Here is a 17583-nt window from a genome sequence, read left to right as displayed (position 1 = left end):
AGGCGAGCGTCACGACGAGATCCCCGAACCACCCGAAAGAATGCAACAAAGAGAATACGATAGGAGCTATCTCTCAGGGAGGTCAGCCATGGTCACCGTCGACCGTGCCGCCGCCGGAAAACCGCGGGTGGGCAACAACACCGAGAACATCGGCCTGATCGAGATACCTCGTACGCATCCCATCGATCAGGTGTTGCTGCGCGTTCCGATGCGCCCGAAGACCCTGGCCACACCGCCCCGCGACAGCACCGCCGCCGCCGTGCGCGGCGACGCCGGGCTGCCGTATCTGGGGCGTACCCTGCACTTCATGCGCTGGGGCCCGGCGGAGATGATGGACCGCTACCGCCGCTTCGGCCCGGTCACCCTCAACAGCTCCCTCGGCCTGGACCGTGTTTTCGCCGCAGGCCCCGAAGCGATCGACGAGGTGCTCGGCCGCCGCAGGCGTGATTTCGGTCAGGGCTGGGATTTCTTCATCGGCCCGTTCTTCCGTCGCGGCCTGCTGCTCCTGGAATTCGATGAGCACATGTTCCATCGCCGGATCATGCAGCAGGCGTTCACCAGGCAGCGGCTGGAAGCGCATCTGGCCGAACTGACCCCGGTGGTGCGGCAGACGATCGACCGCTGGGTGCCTGCGGGGCCGGGCGCGAGTCGCACCGTGCGGTTGTTCCCGGCGATCAAGGCGCTCACGCTCGAGATCGCGGGCGAGACGTTCATGGACGCCGAGGTCGGTGAGCAGCGGCGCATCCTCACCGACGCGTTCGTCGCCTGCACCCATGCCGGGCTCGCGCTGGTGCGGCATCCGGTGCCGGGCGGTAAATGGCGGGCCGGGCTGCGCGGACGCCGGGTGCTCGAGGAGTACTTCACATCGATGCTGCCGCAGAAGCGGCGTAGTCCTGCCGAAGGGCGAAAAGACGCTCCTGACTTCTTCTCCGGGCTGTGTCATGCCCGCACCGAGGACGGGGATGTTTTCAGCGACGCCGACGTGGTCAACCACATGATCTTCCTGATCATGGCCGCCCACGACACGACAACCACCGCTGCCACCGCCGTCGCCTACTACCTCGGCAAACACCCCGACTGGCAGCAGAAGGTGCGTGCGGAGGTGCTGGCCGCCGACGCCGAGACCGATATCCCGACGATCTCCGAACTGGACCGGCTGCACAATCTGGACCTGGTGGTGAAGGAAAGCCTGCGGTTGATGCCGCCGGTGCCGGGGATCGTGCGCCGCGCGGTCCGCGATACCGAGATCGCAGGCCATTACGTTCCCGCAGGTACACCTGTCGACCTCGGCTACCAGGTCAACCATCTGCTGCCGGAGTTCTGGACCGACCCCGAGGTCTTCGACCCGTTACGTTTCGACGAACCCCGCCGCGAGGACAAATCGCATCGGCTCGCCTGGATGCCGTTCGGTGCGGGCTCACACAAATGCATCGGTATGCATTTCGGTGTTTTCGAGGTGAAGACAATCATCTCGGCATTGGTGCGCGGCTACCGCTGGCATATCCCCGACAGCTACCGCATGCCGTGGGGTTTCAGCACCATCCCGTTCCCGCGCGACAACGCGCCGCTGCATCTCGAGCGGCTCTGACGGTTCTCGCGGCAGCGCATCGGTACCGGCACGGTGCAGCAGATCGTCGGCTGTCGAACCGAGCCATCGATGCGAGGGGAGATCGGCCACGGCTGCCGACCTCCAGCAGTACCCGCATCGGTGCACTGAAACTACAGCCGTGTGCCGGATGTTATCGGCGCCCGTTCCGGGGTATGCGCGCGATGGAATCGATGTGGCCACACAACACTGCGCAAGGAGGAAACCATGGCTCAGCTTCCAGCTCACCGGCAATCGCTGTTCCCCGATCTCGACGACCTGTGGCGCTCCTTCACCCCCGCGGGCCTGGCGCCGATGTTCGATAGGCGCCTGCTGCGAGTGGAGGACTGCGTCGAGGAGGGGAACTACATCGTGCGTGCTGAGATCCCCGGCATCGATCCAGCGAAAGATGTCGAGGTATCGGTGCAGGGCCGGCAGTTGACCATCAAGGCCGAACGCACCGAGCGACAGGAGGAGAAGGGCCATTCGGAATTCAACTACGGCTCGTTCTACCGGACAGTGACTCTGCCGGCCGGGGCGTCGGAAGAAGGTATCGAAGCCGATTACTCGCAAGGGATTCTCACCGTTTGCGTTCCGATGAACGAACCGGCGGAGAACACGAAGAAGGTCGAGGTCAAATACAGCCACTAGGCGAGCCAGCCGCGCTGTGCCCCGCGGCGGCCGGGAGGTTTGTGATGATCGACGAGCAGCGCATAATCGACAGGCGTGATGAACAGGTGCAGGTCAGCGCGGGTGAAGTGGAGCTACCCGGGCGTCTGACGGTACCGCCGGACGCGATCGGCATGGTCGTTTTCGTGCACGGCAGCGGCAGCAGCAGGCACAGCCCGCGCAACCGTTATGTTGCGGAAGTGCTCAACCGGGCCGGTCTGGGCACGCTGCTGTTCGATCTGCTCACTCCGGCCGAAGAAGCTGATCGCGAGCAGGTCTTCGATATCGCCCTGCTGGCCGGGCGGCTGGTCGAGGTCACCGACTGGGTGCGTGGCCTGGGCGCGATCGGTGACCTGCCGCTCGGATACTTCGGAGCGAGCACCGGAGCGGCGGCGGCCCTGCGCGCGGCGGCGGTCCACGGGGCCGGGACAGCCGCGGTGGTGTCGCGCGGCGGCAGACCGGATCTGGCGGGCAGCGCGCTGGAAGCGGTGCAGGCCCCGACGCTGCTGATCGTGGGCGGGCAGGATCCGGTGGTGCTGGACCTCAATCACCGCGCGCAAACGGCGATGTCGTGTGAATCGGCGGTGGCGGTGGTGCCGGGCGCGACCCATCTGTTCCCCGAGCCGGGGGCGCTGGAGGAAGTCGCGGAGCTGGCGCGGGACTGGTTCGTTGCCAAGTTCGGGCGTGTCGCCGGAAAACACAGCGAAGCGGCGGACCGAGAGCCGACAATCGACAGATGACGACCGATGCCGCTGTTTCGATCACCGGTCTGACTAAAATGTTCGGCCGCACCCGGGCACTCGACGGGCTCGACCTGCAGGTGCGCACCGGCGAAGTGCACGGGTTCCTCGGCCCCAACGGCGCCGGTAAAACCACGACCATCCGGGTGCTGCTCGGTCTGTTGCGCGCCGATGCGGGCACGGCGGTGTTACTCGGCGGCGACCCCTGGCGCGAGGCGGTCACCCTGCACCGCCGCCTCGCCTACGTTCCCGGCGAGGTCAATCTGTGGCCGGGTATCACCGGCGGTGAGATCATCGACCTGATGGGGCGCCTGCGCGGCGGGCTCGACCGGCGCCGCCGCGCCGAACTACTGGAACGTTTCGACCTCGACCCGGCGAAGAAGGCCCGCACCTATTCCAAGGGCAACCGGCAGAAGGTCGCCCTCATCGCCGCGCTCGCCTCCGACGCCGAACTGCTGTTGTTCGACGAACCGACCGCAGGCCTGGACCCGCTGATGGAATCGGAATTCCAGCGTTGCGTGGTCGAGATGCGGCGCGAAGGCCGCACCGTGCTGCTGTCGAGCCATATCCTCGCCGAAGTCGAGGCCCTGTGCGACCGGGTGAGCATCATCCGGCACGGACGCACGGTGGAAAGCGGCACCCTCGCCGAACTGCGCCACCTCACCCGTACTGCCGTCACCGTAGAAACCGTGCACCCGGTACCCGGACTCGACACCATGTCCGGCGTACACGACCTCGTGGTCGAGGGCTCCCGGGCCCGCTTCGACGTCGACACCGCCCGCCTCGACCCGATCCTGCGGGCCCTGACCGATGCGGGGGTGCGCAGCCTCACCAGCACACCGCCGACACTGGAAGACATCTTTTTGCGGCACTACGGCTCCGAAGAAACGTCGGGTACTTCGGCAACTTCTGCGCTGGAAGCGACGTCGTGAGCAGCGAGGTATCGCGAGCCGAAACCCAGGCGCCGCCGACCCCCGGCCCGGCAGCCGGTTCCGGCGGTGCGGTGCAAGGCTCCAGCAGTACGGGAACGGGCACGCTGTTGCGTTTCGCGGTGCGGCGGGAACGGTTCGGCCTGCCCTGGTGGTTGCTCGCCACCGGCGTGCTGCTGGGCTTTCAGTCGGTGAGCAGCCAGCGCTTCTACGACACCCCCGCGAAGCTGGCGCAGTTCCGCGAAACCATGGGCGCCAACGCGGCAGCTGTCGCGATGGCTGGGCCGACGCGGTTGCTGGACACCATCGGCGGCGAGGTCCTGTTCGAGATCTTCGCCTACCTGGCCGTGGTGGTCGCGTTGATGAATATGTTCCTCATCGGCAGGCACACCCGCAGCGATGAGGAAACCGGGCGCGGCGAGCTGATCCGTTCCGCCCGGGTCGGTCGGCGCGCGCCGGTGCTCGCCGCGCTCGCACTGGCGATGCTGGCCGATATCGCGGTGCTGGTGGTGGTGTTCGCGGTCGCGGTCGCCACCGGGTTGCCTGTGCCGGGTTCGCTGCTGCTCGGGGTATCGCTGGCGGGTATCGGGCTCACCTTCGCTGCGCTCACCGCGGTTGCGGCGCAGGTGTTCGAGAACCCGCGCAGCGTCTACGGTTCGGTCGCCTTGGCGGTCGCGGCCGCGTATATGGCGCGGGCGATCGGCGATGTCGGCAACGGCACGCTGTCCTGGCTGTCGCCGATCGGCTGGGGGCAGCGCACCTACCCGTTCGTCGTCGACCGGTGGTGGCCGGTGCTGCTGTTCGCGCTGGCGGCGCTGGTGCTCATCGGTATCGCTTTCGCCCTGCTGGAGCGACGCGATTTCGGTGCCGGGCTGCTCGGCTATGCCGCAGGCAGGCCCGAGGCTTCCTGGCTGCTCGGTTCGCCGCTCGGCCTGGCCTGGCGTCTGCAGCGGGGTTCGCTGGCTGGCTGGTGTTTCGGTGTTTTCGTGCTCGGGGCGGCTTACGGTTCGGTCGCCGACAGCATCGAGCAGTTCCTCGCCGACAACCCGGAGATAGCGAACTATCTGCCCGGCGGCGCCGCCGACGCAGTGGATTCGTATCTGGCGCTGACGCTGTCGCTGTCCGGGCTGCTCGCGGGGGCTTACGGCATCACCAGCGTGCTGCGGGTCAGGGCGGAGGAGACGTCGGGCCGCGCCGAACCGGTACTGGCGGCCCCGGTCAGCCGCCTCGGCTGGTTTTTCAGCCAGACGGCCATCGCCTTCGCCGGTAGTGCGCTGGTGCTGGTCTGCGGTGGGTTCGGTGAGGGGCTGGCGTACGCGCTGACCGTGGGCGAGCCGACGCAGCTGCCCCGGCTCGTCGGCTCCGCGCTCGTCTACCTGCCCGCGGCCTGGCTCGTCGTCGCTGTCGCGATCGCCGCGGCCGGGTGGGTTCCCGCGGTGGCGGCACCGGTGGCGTGGACGGTGTTCGCCTACTTCATCGTCGCGGTGTTGTTCGCCGACTCTTTCGACCTGCCGTCCTGGTTCGCCGACGCCTCACCGTACACTCACCTGCCGCAAGCGCCGCTGGCAGCGGTGACGGTGACCCCGATCCTCATCGTCGCAGCGGTGGCCGCCGCGGGAACGGTCGCCGGAGCCGCCGGTGTGCGGGCACGCGATATCGGCTACTGATCTACGGGGGGTCAACTTCCTCGGGAAGACGGTCCGGCCAAACCTTCACTGAGTAGCAGCCGGTGCGCCTGCTGCGCGGCATCGGCCATCCGCCCTTTGTCGGTGTCGCCGACCGGAATCCGCTCCATACCGCGCGCCAGCACTGCCATGGCTTCGCCGAGCGCGGTGATACGGGATTCGACCGAGGTCAGCCGGTCTCCGTTGACCGGGGTGCGCCCGGCAGGCCGGTCCAGGTTCGGCGTCGCGCCGCGCATGACGTCGCACAACTGCGCAGGCAGCACCGCGAACACCCGATCCAGTTGCCCCGGGGAGAACAGATCGGTCAATGCGATGGTGACCGAACCGGCCACGGTTCCGGTCTCCGGCCTGCCGATACCGGCGGTCGAGCTGAACTGCTCGACGAACGACGCGAGGTCGTGCCGCACCGGGACATGACTGGGCACCCAGCCCTCGTAGTAGGTGCCGCGCAGCATTTCGGGCAGTTGTGCGGCCAGATGCGCCGAATTGGCGACGCCGATCCGGTCCCGGACGGTGTGCATCCAGGCGCGTGTTGCCCGGTAGGCGAAGCAGAGGTCGTCGGTACCGAGGCTGTCGGCGATGGTGCGCAGCCAGTCGTGCGCGTTCTGGACGGATGGTGCGAAGGGATCGACGTGATGGGCCATGGTGTCCTCCTCGATGTTCCGGCACGAATCGCGAGGTCGCATCATCGAGCCTTCGCCGAGGGCGCGGACACGCCAAGAGCACAAGGTAGGCGCGGTACGGGGCGATGGTCCTGTTGTGCGGTCAGCGCCCGGAAAGCAGCAGCTCGGCGACCTTGGTGTCGGTGTCGGCGCCGTCGGTGTACCCGCCTTCGGAGCCCATCGAGGTCATGATCGACAGCGTGTAGCGTTCGCCGGGACCGGCGAAACCGACCGAGTTGACTACCCAGCCGCCCTGTTCGGCCGACCATCCGTTCTTGAGCCCGGGCCGCATCGCGGCACCCGCGCCCCACACACCCCAATGCTGGTTCGAGTCGACCTTGCGCATCCGGTCCAGCAGATAGTTGCGGTCATCGGGGTGCATCTTGTCGAGGACGTGCGACATCAGCCGGTCCAGGTCGGCGGTGGTGCACTTCTGGAACGACCAGTCCGGGTACAGCGCAGTATTGGTGGGCTGCGGGTCGAGGCTGGTCATGCCATTGGCGCGGAACGCATTGTTGAATGCCATCCGGTCCAGTCCGGCGTATTTGTTCCACAGCACATCGGTGGCCTGGTCGTTGGAGGTGGCCAGCATGGATTCGATGAGGCCCCGGTCCTCGGGCGAGAGCCCGATAGCGCCGACCCTGGCCCGGTTGAGCAGATCGGCGGCGATGGCGAGCTTGATGGTGGAGGCCGTCCACACCATGTCCTCGGCGTGCTCGTTGGCGTAGACACCGCCGCTGACGCGGTCACGCAGCACGTAACCGGTGACGCCAGGGCGTGACGACAGATAGGAGTTGACGCTGGCGATCCGGCTGCTCATATCGCAGTCGAAACCATCGAGGCAACCTTGGGTGTGCGCAAGCGGCGCGGCGTGGGCGCTGGGCAGTACGGCGGGCGCACTGGCGAACGAAATCGCCGCGGCGGCGAGGACACAAGCGGATGTCGCGGCACGGGGAACGGCCCCGGAGGCGGCCTTGGGGTTACGCACGAGGGAACACCTTGGCACATCGGCGCGCTCGACGCACGTCTTGAGGTCACGCCCATGATGTGCTAGCCAGAGTCAACGATTGCGGCGCAAGCTTTTCCGCTGGTCGGCGCCGGGCCGGTGCGGTCAGCGGAAGGCTGCGCGCAGCTCTTCGACGGCGCGGCCGTTGAGCCGACAGCAGTGTTCGAACGCTTCGGAGTGCTGATCGAACGGCCAGGTGTGTAGGACGACGGCGCGGCCGTACGAACGCGAGTTCACCAGTTCCCATCGATCACCGACCCGGCGAACCGTGAACCCGTCTTTCGGCACCAGGGGAATCACCATCGCATCCATGAGCGCCAACCAGCCTTTCGACACAGTCTTTCGATCTCCCCGGATCTGCACTGTGGCATAACGGATACCGTCGACCTCGGCGATACGCCGCGTGTCGGAATCTCTGTGGCCTACATCACTGTTTAGTCGGTGATATGGCGGTCCCGGCTTCGGCTGGGCCAACACGTAGCGTGTCGGCCGCTGGGCGTATAACAGGTGCACGATGTGCCCGCGCGCGCCGGGGATGAACGAGCCGCGGGCGCGAACGCGGGAGCCGGACCGAGCGAAAGGGCGCGTATGCCGCTGCACATCCACCGTGCCGAACGCGCCGACGTGCTCGCTGCCGCCTTGGCGGGCGTGCTCGCCGACCCGCTGCCGGACCCGTTCTCCGCAGAGGTGATCGCGGTATCCGCCACCGGTGTGGAACGCTGGCTCACCCAACGGCTTTCGGGAGTGCTCGGTGTTGCGCGGCCAGGGACGGACGGGGTGGCAGCCAATATCCGGTTTCCGTCGCCGACCGCACTGGTGGCCGAGGTGGCGGCCCAGGTGAGCGGGGTGCCGCCCGAGGACGACCCGTGGGCTCCCGAGCGGATCGTGTGGACATTGCTGCAGGTGATCGATACAGCGGTGGTCGAACCCTGGTGTGCGGTGCTGGCCCGTCATCTCGGCGCGTCCGGCGCGGAATCGGATCATCGGCGTGGCCGCCGCTACGCAACCGCCGCGTATCTGGCGGCGCTGTTCGACAGTTACGCGGTGCAGCGTCCCTGCCTGATCACCGCCTGGGCGGCTGGTGCGGACACCGACGGAACCGGGCAGCCGCTGCCCGACGATATGTGCTGGCAAGCGCAACTGTGGCGGCGGCTGCGCGCCGAAGTGGGCGAACCGAGCCCGGCCGAACGCGCGAGCGTCGTCTGCGAAAGATTGTGCGCCGAACCCGCTCTGGTCGACCTACCGTCTCGGTTGTCGCTGTTCGGCGCAACCCGGCTGCCGTCCGATCAGCTCGCTGTGCTGGCCGCGCTCGCGCAGCACCGTGCAGTGCACCTGTGGCTCACTCACCCGAGCCCGGCCATGTGGGACACGCTTTCCGGATTTCCGGCGGCGACCGCTCGCGCGGATGACAATTCGGTGACTGCGGTCGCGCATCCGTTGCTGCGCGGGCTTGCCCGCGATATCCGCGAACTGCAACAGCGGTTGCCTGCGGCGGCAACCGACACCCACCATCGGCTTTCGACCGGTGATGTCACGGCAGACAACAACACTGCGACTTCCTGGCCCGAACCCGTCGCTGCAACATTGCTGGAACAGCTGCAGGCCCATCTCCGCGACGACCGCTGGCCGCCGGTGCCGTGCCCTGGTGACGACAGCGTGCAGGTGCACGCCTGCCATGGTTCGGCCCGTCAGGTCGAGGTGCTGCGGGAATGCCTGCTCGGGCTGTTCGCCGCCGATCCCACGCTGGAACCGCGGGACGTTCTGATCATGTGCCCGGAAGTCGAGGCGTACGCGCCGCTGGTGCGGGCCGCGTTCGGGCACCGCCCGGCCGGGACGCTGGAGCCGCGTGACGATGCAGAGCATCCCGGGCACCGGCTGCGGGTGCGGCTGGCCGACCGTGGGCGCGGGGTCACGAATCCGCTGCTGGCGGTGACCGAGGTGTTGCTGGGCATGGCGGACGGGCGGGTCACGGTCACCGAGGTGCTGGATCTGGCGGCATCGGAAACCGTGCGGCGACGGTGCGGTTTCGACGACGACGATATCGAGCGGTTACGGGAGTGGGCGGCCGAATCGGGGGCGCGGTGGGGGATCGGGCAGCGGCAGCGGCAGGCGTTCGGGCTGGCCGATTTCGCGCAGAACACCCTCAACAGCGCCGTCGACCGGATCCTGCTCGGGGTGACCGCGGGCGAAACCTCCGACGACTGGCTGGATTTGGTGCTGCCGCTGTCCGACGTCGACAGCAACGATATCGACCTGGCCGGCCGGTTCGCCGAGTTCGTCGACCGGCTCGCGGTCGCCCTGCGGGATCTGCGCGGCCCGCACCCGGCAGCGGAATGGACCGCGATCCTGGCTCGCGCCCTGGATCTGCTCACCGATGTGCCGGAATCCCAAGCGTGGTTGCGTACCGAGGCACGCCGCGAACTGGCCGCCGCCACCGCGCATGCGGGTGAGACCATCATGCGCCTCGAGGATGTCTCGGTGCTGTTGGCGAACCGTCTCGCGGCTCAGCCCACCCGCGCCAACTTCCGCACCGGCGAACTGACCGTGTGCACCATGGTGCCGATGCGGTCGGTGCCGCATCGGGTGGTGGTGTTGCTCGGTATGGACGACGACGTGTTCCCGCGCGCCTGCGGGGTCGACGGCGACGATGTCCTCGCCCGCGAACCGCTGCTCGGCGAACGCGATCCGCGGTCGGAGGATCGGCAGCTGTTGCTGGACGCGATCATGGCGGCCGGGGAGAAGCTGGTGCTGCTGCACACCGGCGCCGACCCGGTCACCGGCGCGTACCGCCCGCCGGCCATACCGGTGGCCGAACTGCTGGACGTCCTGCGCGCCCATGTCGGGGCGGCGGGAATGGACACCGTGGTGACCCGGCATCCGCTGCAGGCGTTCGACAGCCGCAATTTCGCGCCCGCCGAGCCGTTCAGCTTCGACACGGCGGCCTTGGCCGGCGCGGTGGCGGCCGGTCAGCCGCCGCGGCCCCGGCCGCAGTTCCTGTCAGGGCCGCTGCCGTCGCCCGAACCGGCCGATATCGTTCTGGCCGAACTGGTGTCGTTCCTCGAGCATCCGGTGCGCGGCTTCCTCTGGCAGCGTCTGGGGCTGCGAGTACCCGACCACGAGGACGATATCGACAACCGGCTGCCCATCGAACTCGACGGTCTGGCCACCTGGGATCTGGGGGAACGGATGCTGACCGCACGGCTCACCGGAGCCGAACCGGCCGGGCTGCGAGCGGCGGAATGGCGGCGCGGCACCTTGCCGCCGTTCGGTCTGGGCGGCAAGGTGCTCGACACCGTCGAAACCACCGTGGACACGCTGGTCCGGACCGCCGAACACGACTACCGGCATCCGGCGCGCGCGGTGGATATCGCCATCGACCTGGGTGACGGGCGCAGGCTCACCGGGACGGTTCCGGAGGTGCACGGTGACCTGCTGGTACGCGCTACCTATTCGCGTCTGGCACCCAAACACCGTGTCACGGCGTGGGTTTCGCTGCTCGCGCTGGCCGTCGCCGAGAGCCGGCCGTGGCGTGCGGTGATCACCGGTCGCGGTAAACTGCGCCGCTACCCCGTCTGGCGGTGCGAGCTCACCGCACCTCCCGCACCGGAAGCGTTGGCGATAGTGCGTGAACTGGTGGCGTTACGTGACGCCGGACTGCGCGAACCGCTGCCCATCGCCACCGCTGCGACCGCCGTCTACGCCGAGCGACGGTTCGCTGGCGATACACCCGAGGATGCCCTGTCCGCCGCCGACCGCGAATTCCTCGGCGGCACCGACGGTCCCGGCCGCTTCGGCGAACACACCGACCGGCACCTGCGCTACATCTGGGGCGCGGCGCCCCGCCTCGAGCAGCTCCTCGCGGCACCCGCACCCGCGGGCGAACCCGTCGAAACCACCCGTTTCGGTTCGCTGGCGCGCCGCCTGTGGGTTCCGCTGTTGCGCGCCGAACAGCAGGGGGCGCCGTGACCGTTACCGCTGACTCCGGTCTGGGCTCGGCCTTCGACCTGTGCGGTCCGCTGCCGAGCGGTACCACGGTGCTCGAGGCCAGCGCAGGCACCGGGAAAACACATGCGATCGTCGGCCTCGCGGTGCGCTACGTCGCCGAGGCCGGGATCGATATCGGCCGGCTGCTGCTGGTCACCTTCAGTCGCGCCGCCACGCAGGAACTGCGGGAACGCACCAGGGAGCGGTTCGTCGCGGTAGCGGACGCCCTCGCAGCACCCGAGGTCGCACGCGCGGCGGGTGATCCGTTGACCCGGTATCTCGCCGGCGCGGACGACGACGAGGTGTGGCGCAGGCGGGCTCGTCTACTGGCGGCGCTGTCGGATTTCGACGCCGGCGCCATCGCCACCACCCACAGTTTCTGCCAGCGCATGCTCGACGAGCTCGGGCTCGCCGGAGAACACGAGCCGGGCTGCCGCTTCGTCGAGGCCGTCGACGATCTGGCGCTCACTGTTGCCGACGACTTGTATCTGAACCGCTACGCCCGTGCCGAACCACCGTTCACGGTGAGGGAAGCCCATGAGCTGGCGTTGGACGCGGTGCGGGACCGCCAAGCTCGTCTCGCTCCCGACATCGATGGTGCCGCCGGGGAACGGGTAGCGTTCGCCACCGCGGTCCGGGCCGAAACCGAACGGCGTAAACGACTCTCGGGCATCCGCGATTTCGACGATCTGCTGACCCTGCTCCGCGACGCCCTGGCCGACCCCGAACACGGCCCGCGCGCCTGCCGCCGCATCGCCGACCGCTACCAGGTCGCGCTGGTCGACGAATTCCAGGACACCGACCCGCTGCAGTGGGAGATCCTGCGCCGCGCCTTCCACGGCAGCACCGCTCTGGTTCTGGTCGGCGACCCCAAACAAGCCATCTACGCTTTCCGCGGGGCGGAAGTTCTCAGCTACCTCGACGCCGTCGCCCACGCCACCACCCGCCAGGAGCTGACCACCAACTGGCGCAGCGACGCAGGCCTACTGGCTGCCTTCGACCACCTGATGGGCGGGGCAGCCCTGGGTCACGACCAGATCGTGGTCCAGCCGGTCACCGCGACCCGCCCGTGGTCGCGCCTGTCGGGCCCGGAAGACCTCATAGCTCCGCTGCGCCTGCGCTGTTTGCCCCGCACCGGTGCGGGGCCGTTGAACAAATCCGGTTTCCCTACCGTCGGCCGGATGCGCGCGAAGGTCGCCGACGACCTCGCCGCCGATATCGTTCGGCTACTCGAATCGGGAATGCGGATCTCGGTCGACCCCTTCGGTTCGGAGAAACCGATGGATCGCCCCATCGGTCCCGGTGATATCGCGGTCCTGGTGCGCACCCGGTCGCAGATCGATGTCGTGCGGGCGGCACTGGATCGAGCCGGTGTTGCTTCGGTGCTGGCCGGTGGGGCCAGCGTTTTCGCCACAGACAGTGCTACCGACTGGCTGTGGGTGCTGCGGGCGCTGGAGCAGCCGCATCGCGGGGATCGAGTGCGGTTGGCGGCCTGCACTGCGCTGTTCGGGTACGCCGCTGCCGATCTCGACGGCGGGGGAGCGGATCTGGTCGGCCGCGTGAGTACCCAGTTGCGGGACCTGGCCAGGTTGTTCGCCCGAGTGGGTTTCGCGGCGGTATTCGAGAAACTGGCCGCCGATACCCAGCTGGCTGCGCGGCTGCTGGCGGTTGAGAACGGGGAACGGGAGCTGACCGACCTGCGGCATATCGCCCAGTTGCTCGACCAGGCAGCACTGACCGAAGGTCTCGGCTTGACCGCGCTGACCCGCTGGCTGACCGACCGGATACGCGACCCTGCCTCCGGGACGGTCGCCGACCGGAGCCGCCGGCTCGACCGGGACGATGCCGCCGTGCAGGTGGCGACCGTGCACGCCAGCAAGGGGCTCGAATTTCCCGTCGTCTACCTACCCTTCGCGTGGGACAACCCGAAGAACCCGAAACCGGCGACCCTGCTGTTCCACCGCGACGGCGACCGGATGCTCGACGTCGGCGGGCCGCAAGCCCCCGGTTACGCCGCACGCAAACAGCTCGCCGAGGACGAGGAAGCCGGTGAGGAGCTGCGGCTGTGCTATGTGGCGCTGACCCGCGCCCGATGCCAGGTCGTCGCATGGTGGGCGCCCGCGTTCACCACGGCGACCGCACCGCTGCACCGGCTCGTCCTGGGCAGGACCGCTGGTACGGCTGCGGTGCCGGGCCGGGTCACCGTCGGCGCGGACAAGGCCATGCTGGAACGGATCACCAGGTGGGCGTCGGCTGCGGGTGGCGCGATCGCGGTCACCGGGGTCGACGGAACCGGGCCGGTGACACCGCGCCGGTTCAGGCGCGACACCGGGCCAGCCGGTGTGGCCGCCGCTGTTTTCGACAGGCCCCTGGACCAGCAGTGGCGGCGCACCTCGTATTCGGCGTTGACCGCATCCGCGCACGACCTCGTCACAGGCACCGAACCCGAGGCAGCTCCCGGCCGCGACGACGAACCGGGCGCACCCTCGTTCATGGGCGACGAACCGCTGACGGGCGCGCCGTCGCTGATGAACGAACTGCCCTACGGCGCCGAGTTCGGCACGCTGGTGCACGGTGTGCTGGAGCGTATCGACACCGACGCCCCCGATCTCGCCGCCGAGGTCAGCGCCCGCTGCGCGGAAACCGCGACGGAAATGCTGGCCGAGGTCGATACGGCGCTGCTGTCGATCGCGCTGCTCGCGGTCCTGCGCACCCCGCTCGGTTTCGGGTCCCTGGCCGATATCCCCACCCGGGACCGCTTGTGCGAACTGGAATTCGAACTCCCCCTCGCTGGCGGCGACACACCCGCCGCCGTGTCCGCCACCCTGCACCGCATCGCCGATCTGCTGCGCGAACACCTCCCGCCGGGCACGGATTTCCACTCCTACGCCGACCGCCTCGCCACCCTCGACGACACCCCGCTGCGTGGCTACCTCACCGGCAGCATCGACGCGGTGCTGCGGGTCGACGGCGACCGTTTCGTGATCGTCGACTACAAAACCAACCGTCTCGGCACCGGTGATCTCACCGTCGCCCACTACTCCCGCGACCGCATGGCAGCCGAAATGCTGCGTTCCCATTATCCGCTGCAAGCACTCTTGTATTCGGTTGCCCTGCACCGCTACCTGCGCTGGCGTCTGCCCGGTTACGACCCGTCCTGCCACCTCGGTGGTGCACGTTATTTGTTCGTACGCGGCATGATCGGCCCCGAAACCCCGGACGATGCCGGTGTTTTCGACTGGAGCCCACCAGTGGCCTTGATCGTCGCCCTGTCTGACCTTCTCGCAGGAGCTGATCCGAAGTGAGCACGGCGAGGGTATTACGCAGCTGCACCTCCCACGGTGGAGCGGTGATGCTCGCGTCTGGTGTGGTGGTGCCTGCGGCTGGTGCGGTGTTGTTCGCTTCCGGTGCGGTGTTGTTCGCGCCTGTTGCGGCGTCGGTCGCGGCGGGGTCGGTGTTGTTGGCAGCGATGTGGGTGATGGCTGCGTCACGGCCGGTGTCGGCGGCGGCGCCGCGGTCGGCCTGCAATGCGAGGAGCGCGGTGTGACATCGATTCAGGTGGCGCAGCGGGGGACGGGTCTGTTGCGTGAGTTCAACGAAGCGGGCGTCCTCGCCGCGGCCGATGTGCATGTGGCGTTACGGCTGGGCCGGTTGGGCGGGGAGACTGCGGAGCCGGTGCTGTTCGCGGCCGCGTTGGCGGTGCGCGCGGTGCGGTCGGGGTCGGTATGCCTGGATCTGGCGCGGATGCGGGAGATCGGCGTGGATATCGACGAAGACCGCGAGCAGCCGATCGACACCGAGCAGTTGTCGTGGCCCGACATCGAGGCAGTGGTCGCCGCACTGCGGTCCAGTCCGCTGGTACTGGGCGGCACCTCGGGTCCGCTGCGTCCGCTGCGGCTGGTCGACACGAACCGGCCGGGGGTCGGTCCGCTGCTGTATCTGGATCGCTACTACCAGCAGGAACAAACCATCCGGCGCGTGCTCACCGAGCGTGCGGCGACACACCCGGTGATCGATCCGGCGCTCGTTCGCCGTGAGCTCGATCGGCTCTTCGGCACTCCCGGGGCGTCGCAGAACGAAGCTGCTTCGACGGATACGGGGGCCGAAGGCTTCGCACCGGGCGCAGCGGGGCCGGACCGGCAGCGGCTCGCGGCTGCGCTGGCGGCCACCCACTGGACCACCGTGGTCGCAGGCGGCCCGGGTACGGGCAAAACGCACACCATCGCGCGGATCCTGGCACTGCTCGTGGCGCATCGGGCAGCGCAGCCACAGGCGCCCGTGCCGCGGATCGCGCTGGCCGCGCCGACAGGGAAAGCTGCGGCACGACTGCAGGAAGCCGTACGCGACCAGGCAGACGAACTGGGGTTGCCCGAGCTGACCGCCTCCACTTTGCATCGGCTGCTCGGCTGGCAGCGCGGACGCGGCACCCGGTTCCGCTATCACGAATTCAACCGGCTGCCCTACGACGTGATCGTGGTCGACGAAACCTCCATGGTGTCCTCGACCATGATGAGCAGGCTGCTGGCTGCGCTGCGCCCGGACACGCGGCTGGTGCTCGTCGGCGATCCGGACCAGTTGGCGTCCGTGGATGCGGGCGCGGTACTGGCCGACCTGGTCGCAGGCCCGGTGCTCGGCCCGCCCAACCCGCAGCTGGAACAGATCACCGGCCCGCACACCCTGGGCCGTGAAACGGACCCGGAGTCGCTGACTCCGCTGGAACTCACCCGCCTTCGTGGCGGCATCGTCCGGTTGACACGTGGCCGCCGGTTCGGCGGCCGCATCGCCGACCTGGCGGTGGCGGTCCGTGCGGGCGACGCCGACCGCGCACTGGAGCTCCTGCGTGCAGGCGGTGCCGCGCTGTCACTGCACGACCCCGACGATATCGCCGATATCCGCACCGACGTCGTCGACACCGCACACCGCAGCACCGACGCCGCCCTAGCCGGCGACGCCTGGTCCGCACTCACTGCACTCGAATCCCATCGCCTGCTGTGCGCCCACCGCCAGGGCCCCTACGGTGTCGAACGCTGGGACCGCATGGCCGCCGAATGGGCCGCGGCAGCCGGGGCAGGCCCGGATACCACCCACGCCACGTGGTATCCGGGCCAACCCTTGCTGGTTACTGCCAACGATCACGAGGCCCGCATCTACAACGGCGACACCGGTGTGGTGATCCGCCGGCCCGACGGCTCGCTGCGCGTCGCGCTCCAGCGGGGCAGCGAACCCTATCTGGTGCATCCCACCCAATTCCCGGCCGTGGTCACAGTTTTCGCGATGACCATCCACCGCAGCCAGGGCAGCCAATACGATGCGGTGACCATCGTCCTCCCTGAACCCGAATCCTCCCTGCTCACCCGCGAACTCCTCTACACCGCGATCACCCGCGCCCGCGCCCACGTCCGCGTCATCGGCACCCCGGCCGCCATCCGCGCCGCCGTCGACCGCCGCGTCCTGCGAGCCAGCGGACTGAGCCTCACCGACTGACCCCGTCGGGAACCTGTGGTCACGTCGACCGTGCTCAGCGCGGTGGTGCGGCCGGGAAGATACCGGGCAGTTCCATCGCGTAGTAGAAGTCGTCGATGGTGCCGAGCGTCGCCAAGACAACGCGGATCATCGTCATTCGGGCGGCCGAGACCGTTGCCGGGTCGGGTGGGGTGCCGGAGGTGGTGGCGACGGAGATGCGGAAGACGACGAATTCGCAGACGTGCAGGGCCGCGTCCAGGTCGAGGTCGGCGGGGATCGGGCGGCCGAGCTGGGCGAGGGTTTCACGGAGCATGGTGCGGATATCGTCGAGGGCCTGTTCCCGGTAGACCGAAACGGGGGAGCTGGGATCGTGCAGTTCGGTGAACAGCGGCCCGAGCATCGCGCCGTGGCTGCGCGCCCAGTCCAGGTAGGCGTCGATGAGCCGGATACCGAGTTCCACGCCTTCGGCGGTGACGCCGAGCGCGTCCCTGATTCCGCCGACCAGGCTCGTGTTGGAGGCTTCGAGCAGCACGTGCAGCGGTTCGGTCGCGTTGGCGAAGTAGCGGTAGAAGGTGGGCCGCGCCAGCCCGGCCTGTTCGATGATCTGGCTGACGCTGAGTCCGCGGGAACCGCCGCGGGTGAAGACCTCCGCGGTGGCCGCCACGATTCGGGCGCGCACCTCTTCGGCTTGTGCGCGGGTCTGCGGGGGCCTACCGCGACGCGCGGTCCCTTCAGCGGCCATGACAGCTCACGGCTTGTGACGGTGCACAACTGCGTCGGCTCGTGACTGTGGCACGAAACGGAGCGCTTGACACGGCGTATGGCACGAGGATTACTCTAACACCGCTGTTCAATTAATC

At 68.6% G+C, this 17583-nt stretch carries 12 protein-coding genes and 1 pseudogene; 9 read left to right on the top strand and 4 right to left on the bottom strand.

What is annotated here, in order from left to right; genetic code table 11:
• The first annotated feature begins 88 nt into the window (after positions 1-88).
• The 5 genes and pseudogenes from B0T44_RS04105 (at position 89) to B0T44_RS04085 (ending at position 5590) form a co-directional block, all read left to right on the top strand.
• The gene (locus B0T44_RS04105; RefSeq protein ID WP_077116346.1) at positions 89-1588 is read left to right on the top strand and encodes a cytochrome P450; all 1500 of its coding nucleotides are present in this window, start codon (positions 89-91) and stop codon (positions 1586-1588) included.
• A 225-nt stretch (positions 1589-1813) separates the two neighbouring features.
• Positions 1814-2236, top strand: coding sequence for an Hsp20/alpha crystallin family protein (locus B0T44_RS04100; RefSeq protein ID WP_077116347.1), 423 nt, complete (start codon positions 1814-1816; stop codon positions 2234-2236).
• 74 nt (positions 2237-2310) lie between these two features.
• Positions 2311-2994 (top strand): annotated as a pseudogene (locus B0T44_RS04095) (dienelactone hydrolase family protein); the annotation flags it as partial.
• A complete protein-coding gene (locus B0T44_RS04090) occupies positions 2991-3926 on the top strand; it encodes an ABC transporter ATP-binding protein (protein WP_077116348.1) in 936 nt (311 codons plus the stop codon). The pseudogene B0T44_RS04095 and the gene B0T44_RS04090, both read left to right, overlap by 4 nt.
• Positions 3923-5590 carry an ABC transporter permease gene (locus tag B0T44_RS04085; protein WP_077116349.1) on the top strand — a complete coding sequence of 556 codons (1668 nt, stop codon included), beginning with the start codon at positions 3923-3925 and terminating at the stop codon, positions 5588-5590. Before B0T44_RS04090 ends, B0T44_RS04085 begins: the two co-directional genes overlap by 4 nt.
• An 11-nt stretch (positions 5591-5601) precedes the next feature.
• Here the strand turns inward: B0T44_RS04085 and B0T44_RS04080 are convergent, their stop codons facing one another.
• The 3 genes from B0T44_RS04080 to B0T44_RS04070 form a co-directional block, all read right to left on the bottom strand.
• Positions 5602-6252, bottom strand: a complete 651-nt coding sequence (locus B0T44_RS04080; RefSeq protein ID WP_077116445.1) for a DUF2267 domain-containing protein — start codon at positions 6250-6252, stop codon at positions 5602-5604.
• Positions 6253-6373: 121 nt separating this feature from the next.
• Positions 6374-7258, bottom strand: a complete 885-nt coding sequence (locus B0T44_RS04075; RefSeq protein ID WP_077116350.1) for a serine hydrolase — start codon at positions 7256-7258, stop codon at positions 6374-6376.
• A gap of 123 nt (positions 7259-7381) precedes the next feature.
• Positions 7382-7579 carry a hypothetical protein gene (locus B0T44_RS04070; protein ID WP_254854180.1) on the bottom strand — a complete coding sequence of 66 codons (198 nt, stop codon included), beginning with the start codon at positions 7577-7579 and terminating at the stop codon, positions 7382-7384.
• 285 nt (positions 7580-7864) lie between these two features.
• Here B0T44_RS04070 and recC point away from each other — a divergent pair, with 285 nt between their 5' ends.
• The 4 genes from recC to recD are packed head-to-tail and all read left to right on the top strand — an operon-like array spanning position 7865 to position 16744.
• Positions 7865-11242: an exodeoxyribonuclease V subunit gamma gene (recC, locus tag B0T44_RS04065; protein WP_077116352.1), complete on the top strand. Its 3378-nt coding sequence runs from the start codon at positions 7865-7867 to the stop codon at positions 11240-11242.
• Positions 11239-14565: a UvrD-helicase domain-containing protein gene (locus tag B0T44_RS04060; RefSeq protein ID WP_077116446.1), complete on the top strand. Its 3327-nt coding sequence runs from the start codon at positions 11239-11241 to the stop codon at positions 14563-14565. The genes recC and B0T44_RS04060 overlap by 4 nt, the downstream gene beginning before the upstream one ends.
• Positions 14566-14609: 44 nt before the next feature.
• Entirely contained in the window at positions 14610-14807 is a 198-nt protein-coding gene (locus B0T44_RS26300) for a hypothetical protein (protein WP_139347765.1), read from the top strand.
• Positions 14804-16744 carry an exodeoxyribonuclease V subunit alpha gene (recD, locus tag B0T44_RS04055; protein WP_077116447.1) on the top strand — a complete coding sequence of 647 codons (1941 nt, stop codon included), beginning with the start codon at positions 14804-14806 and terminating at the stop codon, positions 16742-16744. The genes B0T44_RS26300 and recD overlap by 4 nt, the downstream gene beginning before the upstream one ends.
• A gap of 34 nt (positions 16745-16778) precedes the next feature.
• Here recD and B0T44_RS04050 read toward each other — a convergent pair whose 3' ends face one another.
• The gene (locus B0T44_RS04050) at positions 16779-17465 is read right to left on the bottom strand and encodes a TetR/AcrR family transcriptional regulator (RefSeq protein WP_077116353.1); all 687 of its coding nucleotides are present in this window, start codon (positions 17463-17465) and stop codon (positions 16779-16781) included.
• Between the last annotated feature and the right edge of the window lie 118 nt (positions 17466-17583).

The sequence above is a fragment of the Nocardia donostiensis genome (assembly GCF_002081715.1).
Taxonomy (GTDB): Bacteria; Actinomycetota; Actinomycetes; order Mycobacteriales; family Mycobacteriaceae; genus Nocardia; species Nocardia donostiensis.
The sequence above is the reverse complement of the archived record's forward strand: the minus strand, read 5'-3'. Positions and strand labels throughout refer to the sequence as shown.

Bases quoted from the DNA above. Each gene is read 5' to 3' on its own strand.
- B0T44_RS04105 (WP_077116346.1), top strand. From the start codon at position 89: ATGGTCACCGTCGACCGTGCCGCCGCCGGAAAACCGCGGGTGGGCAAC.
- B0T44_RS04100 (WP_077116347.1), top strand. From the start codon at position 1,814: ATGGCTCAGCTTCCAGCTCACCGGCAATCGCTGTTCCCCGATCTCGAC.
- B0T44_RS04090 (WP_077116348.1), top strand. From the start codon at position 2,991: ATGACGACCGATGCCGCTGTTTCGATCACCGGTCTGACTAAAATGTTC.
- B0T44_RS04080 (WP_077116445.1), bottom strand. From the start codon at position 6,252: ATGGCCCATCACGTCGATCCCTTCGCACCATCCGTCCAGAACGCGCAC.
- B0T44_RS04070 (WP_254854180.1), bottom strand. From the start codon at position 7,579: ATGGTGATTCCCCTGGTGCCGAAAGACGGGTTCACGGTTCGCCGGGTC.
- recC (WP_077116352.1), top strand. From the start codon at position 7,865: ATGCCGCTGCACATCCACCGTGCCGAACGCGCCGACGTGCTCGCTGCC.
- B0T44_RS04050 (WP_077116353.1), bottom strand. From the start codon at position 17,465: ATGGCCGCTGAAGGGACCGCGCGTCGCGGTAGGCCCCCGCAGACCCGC.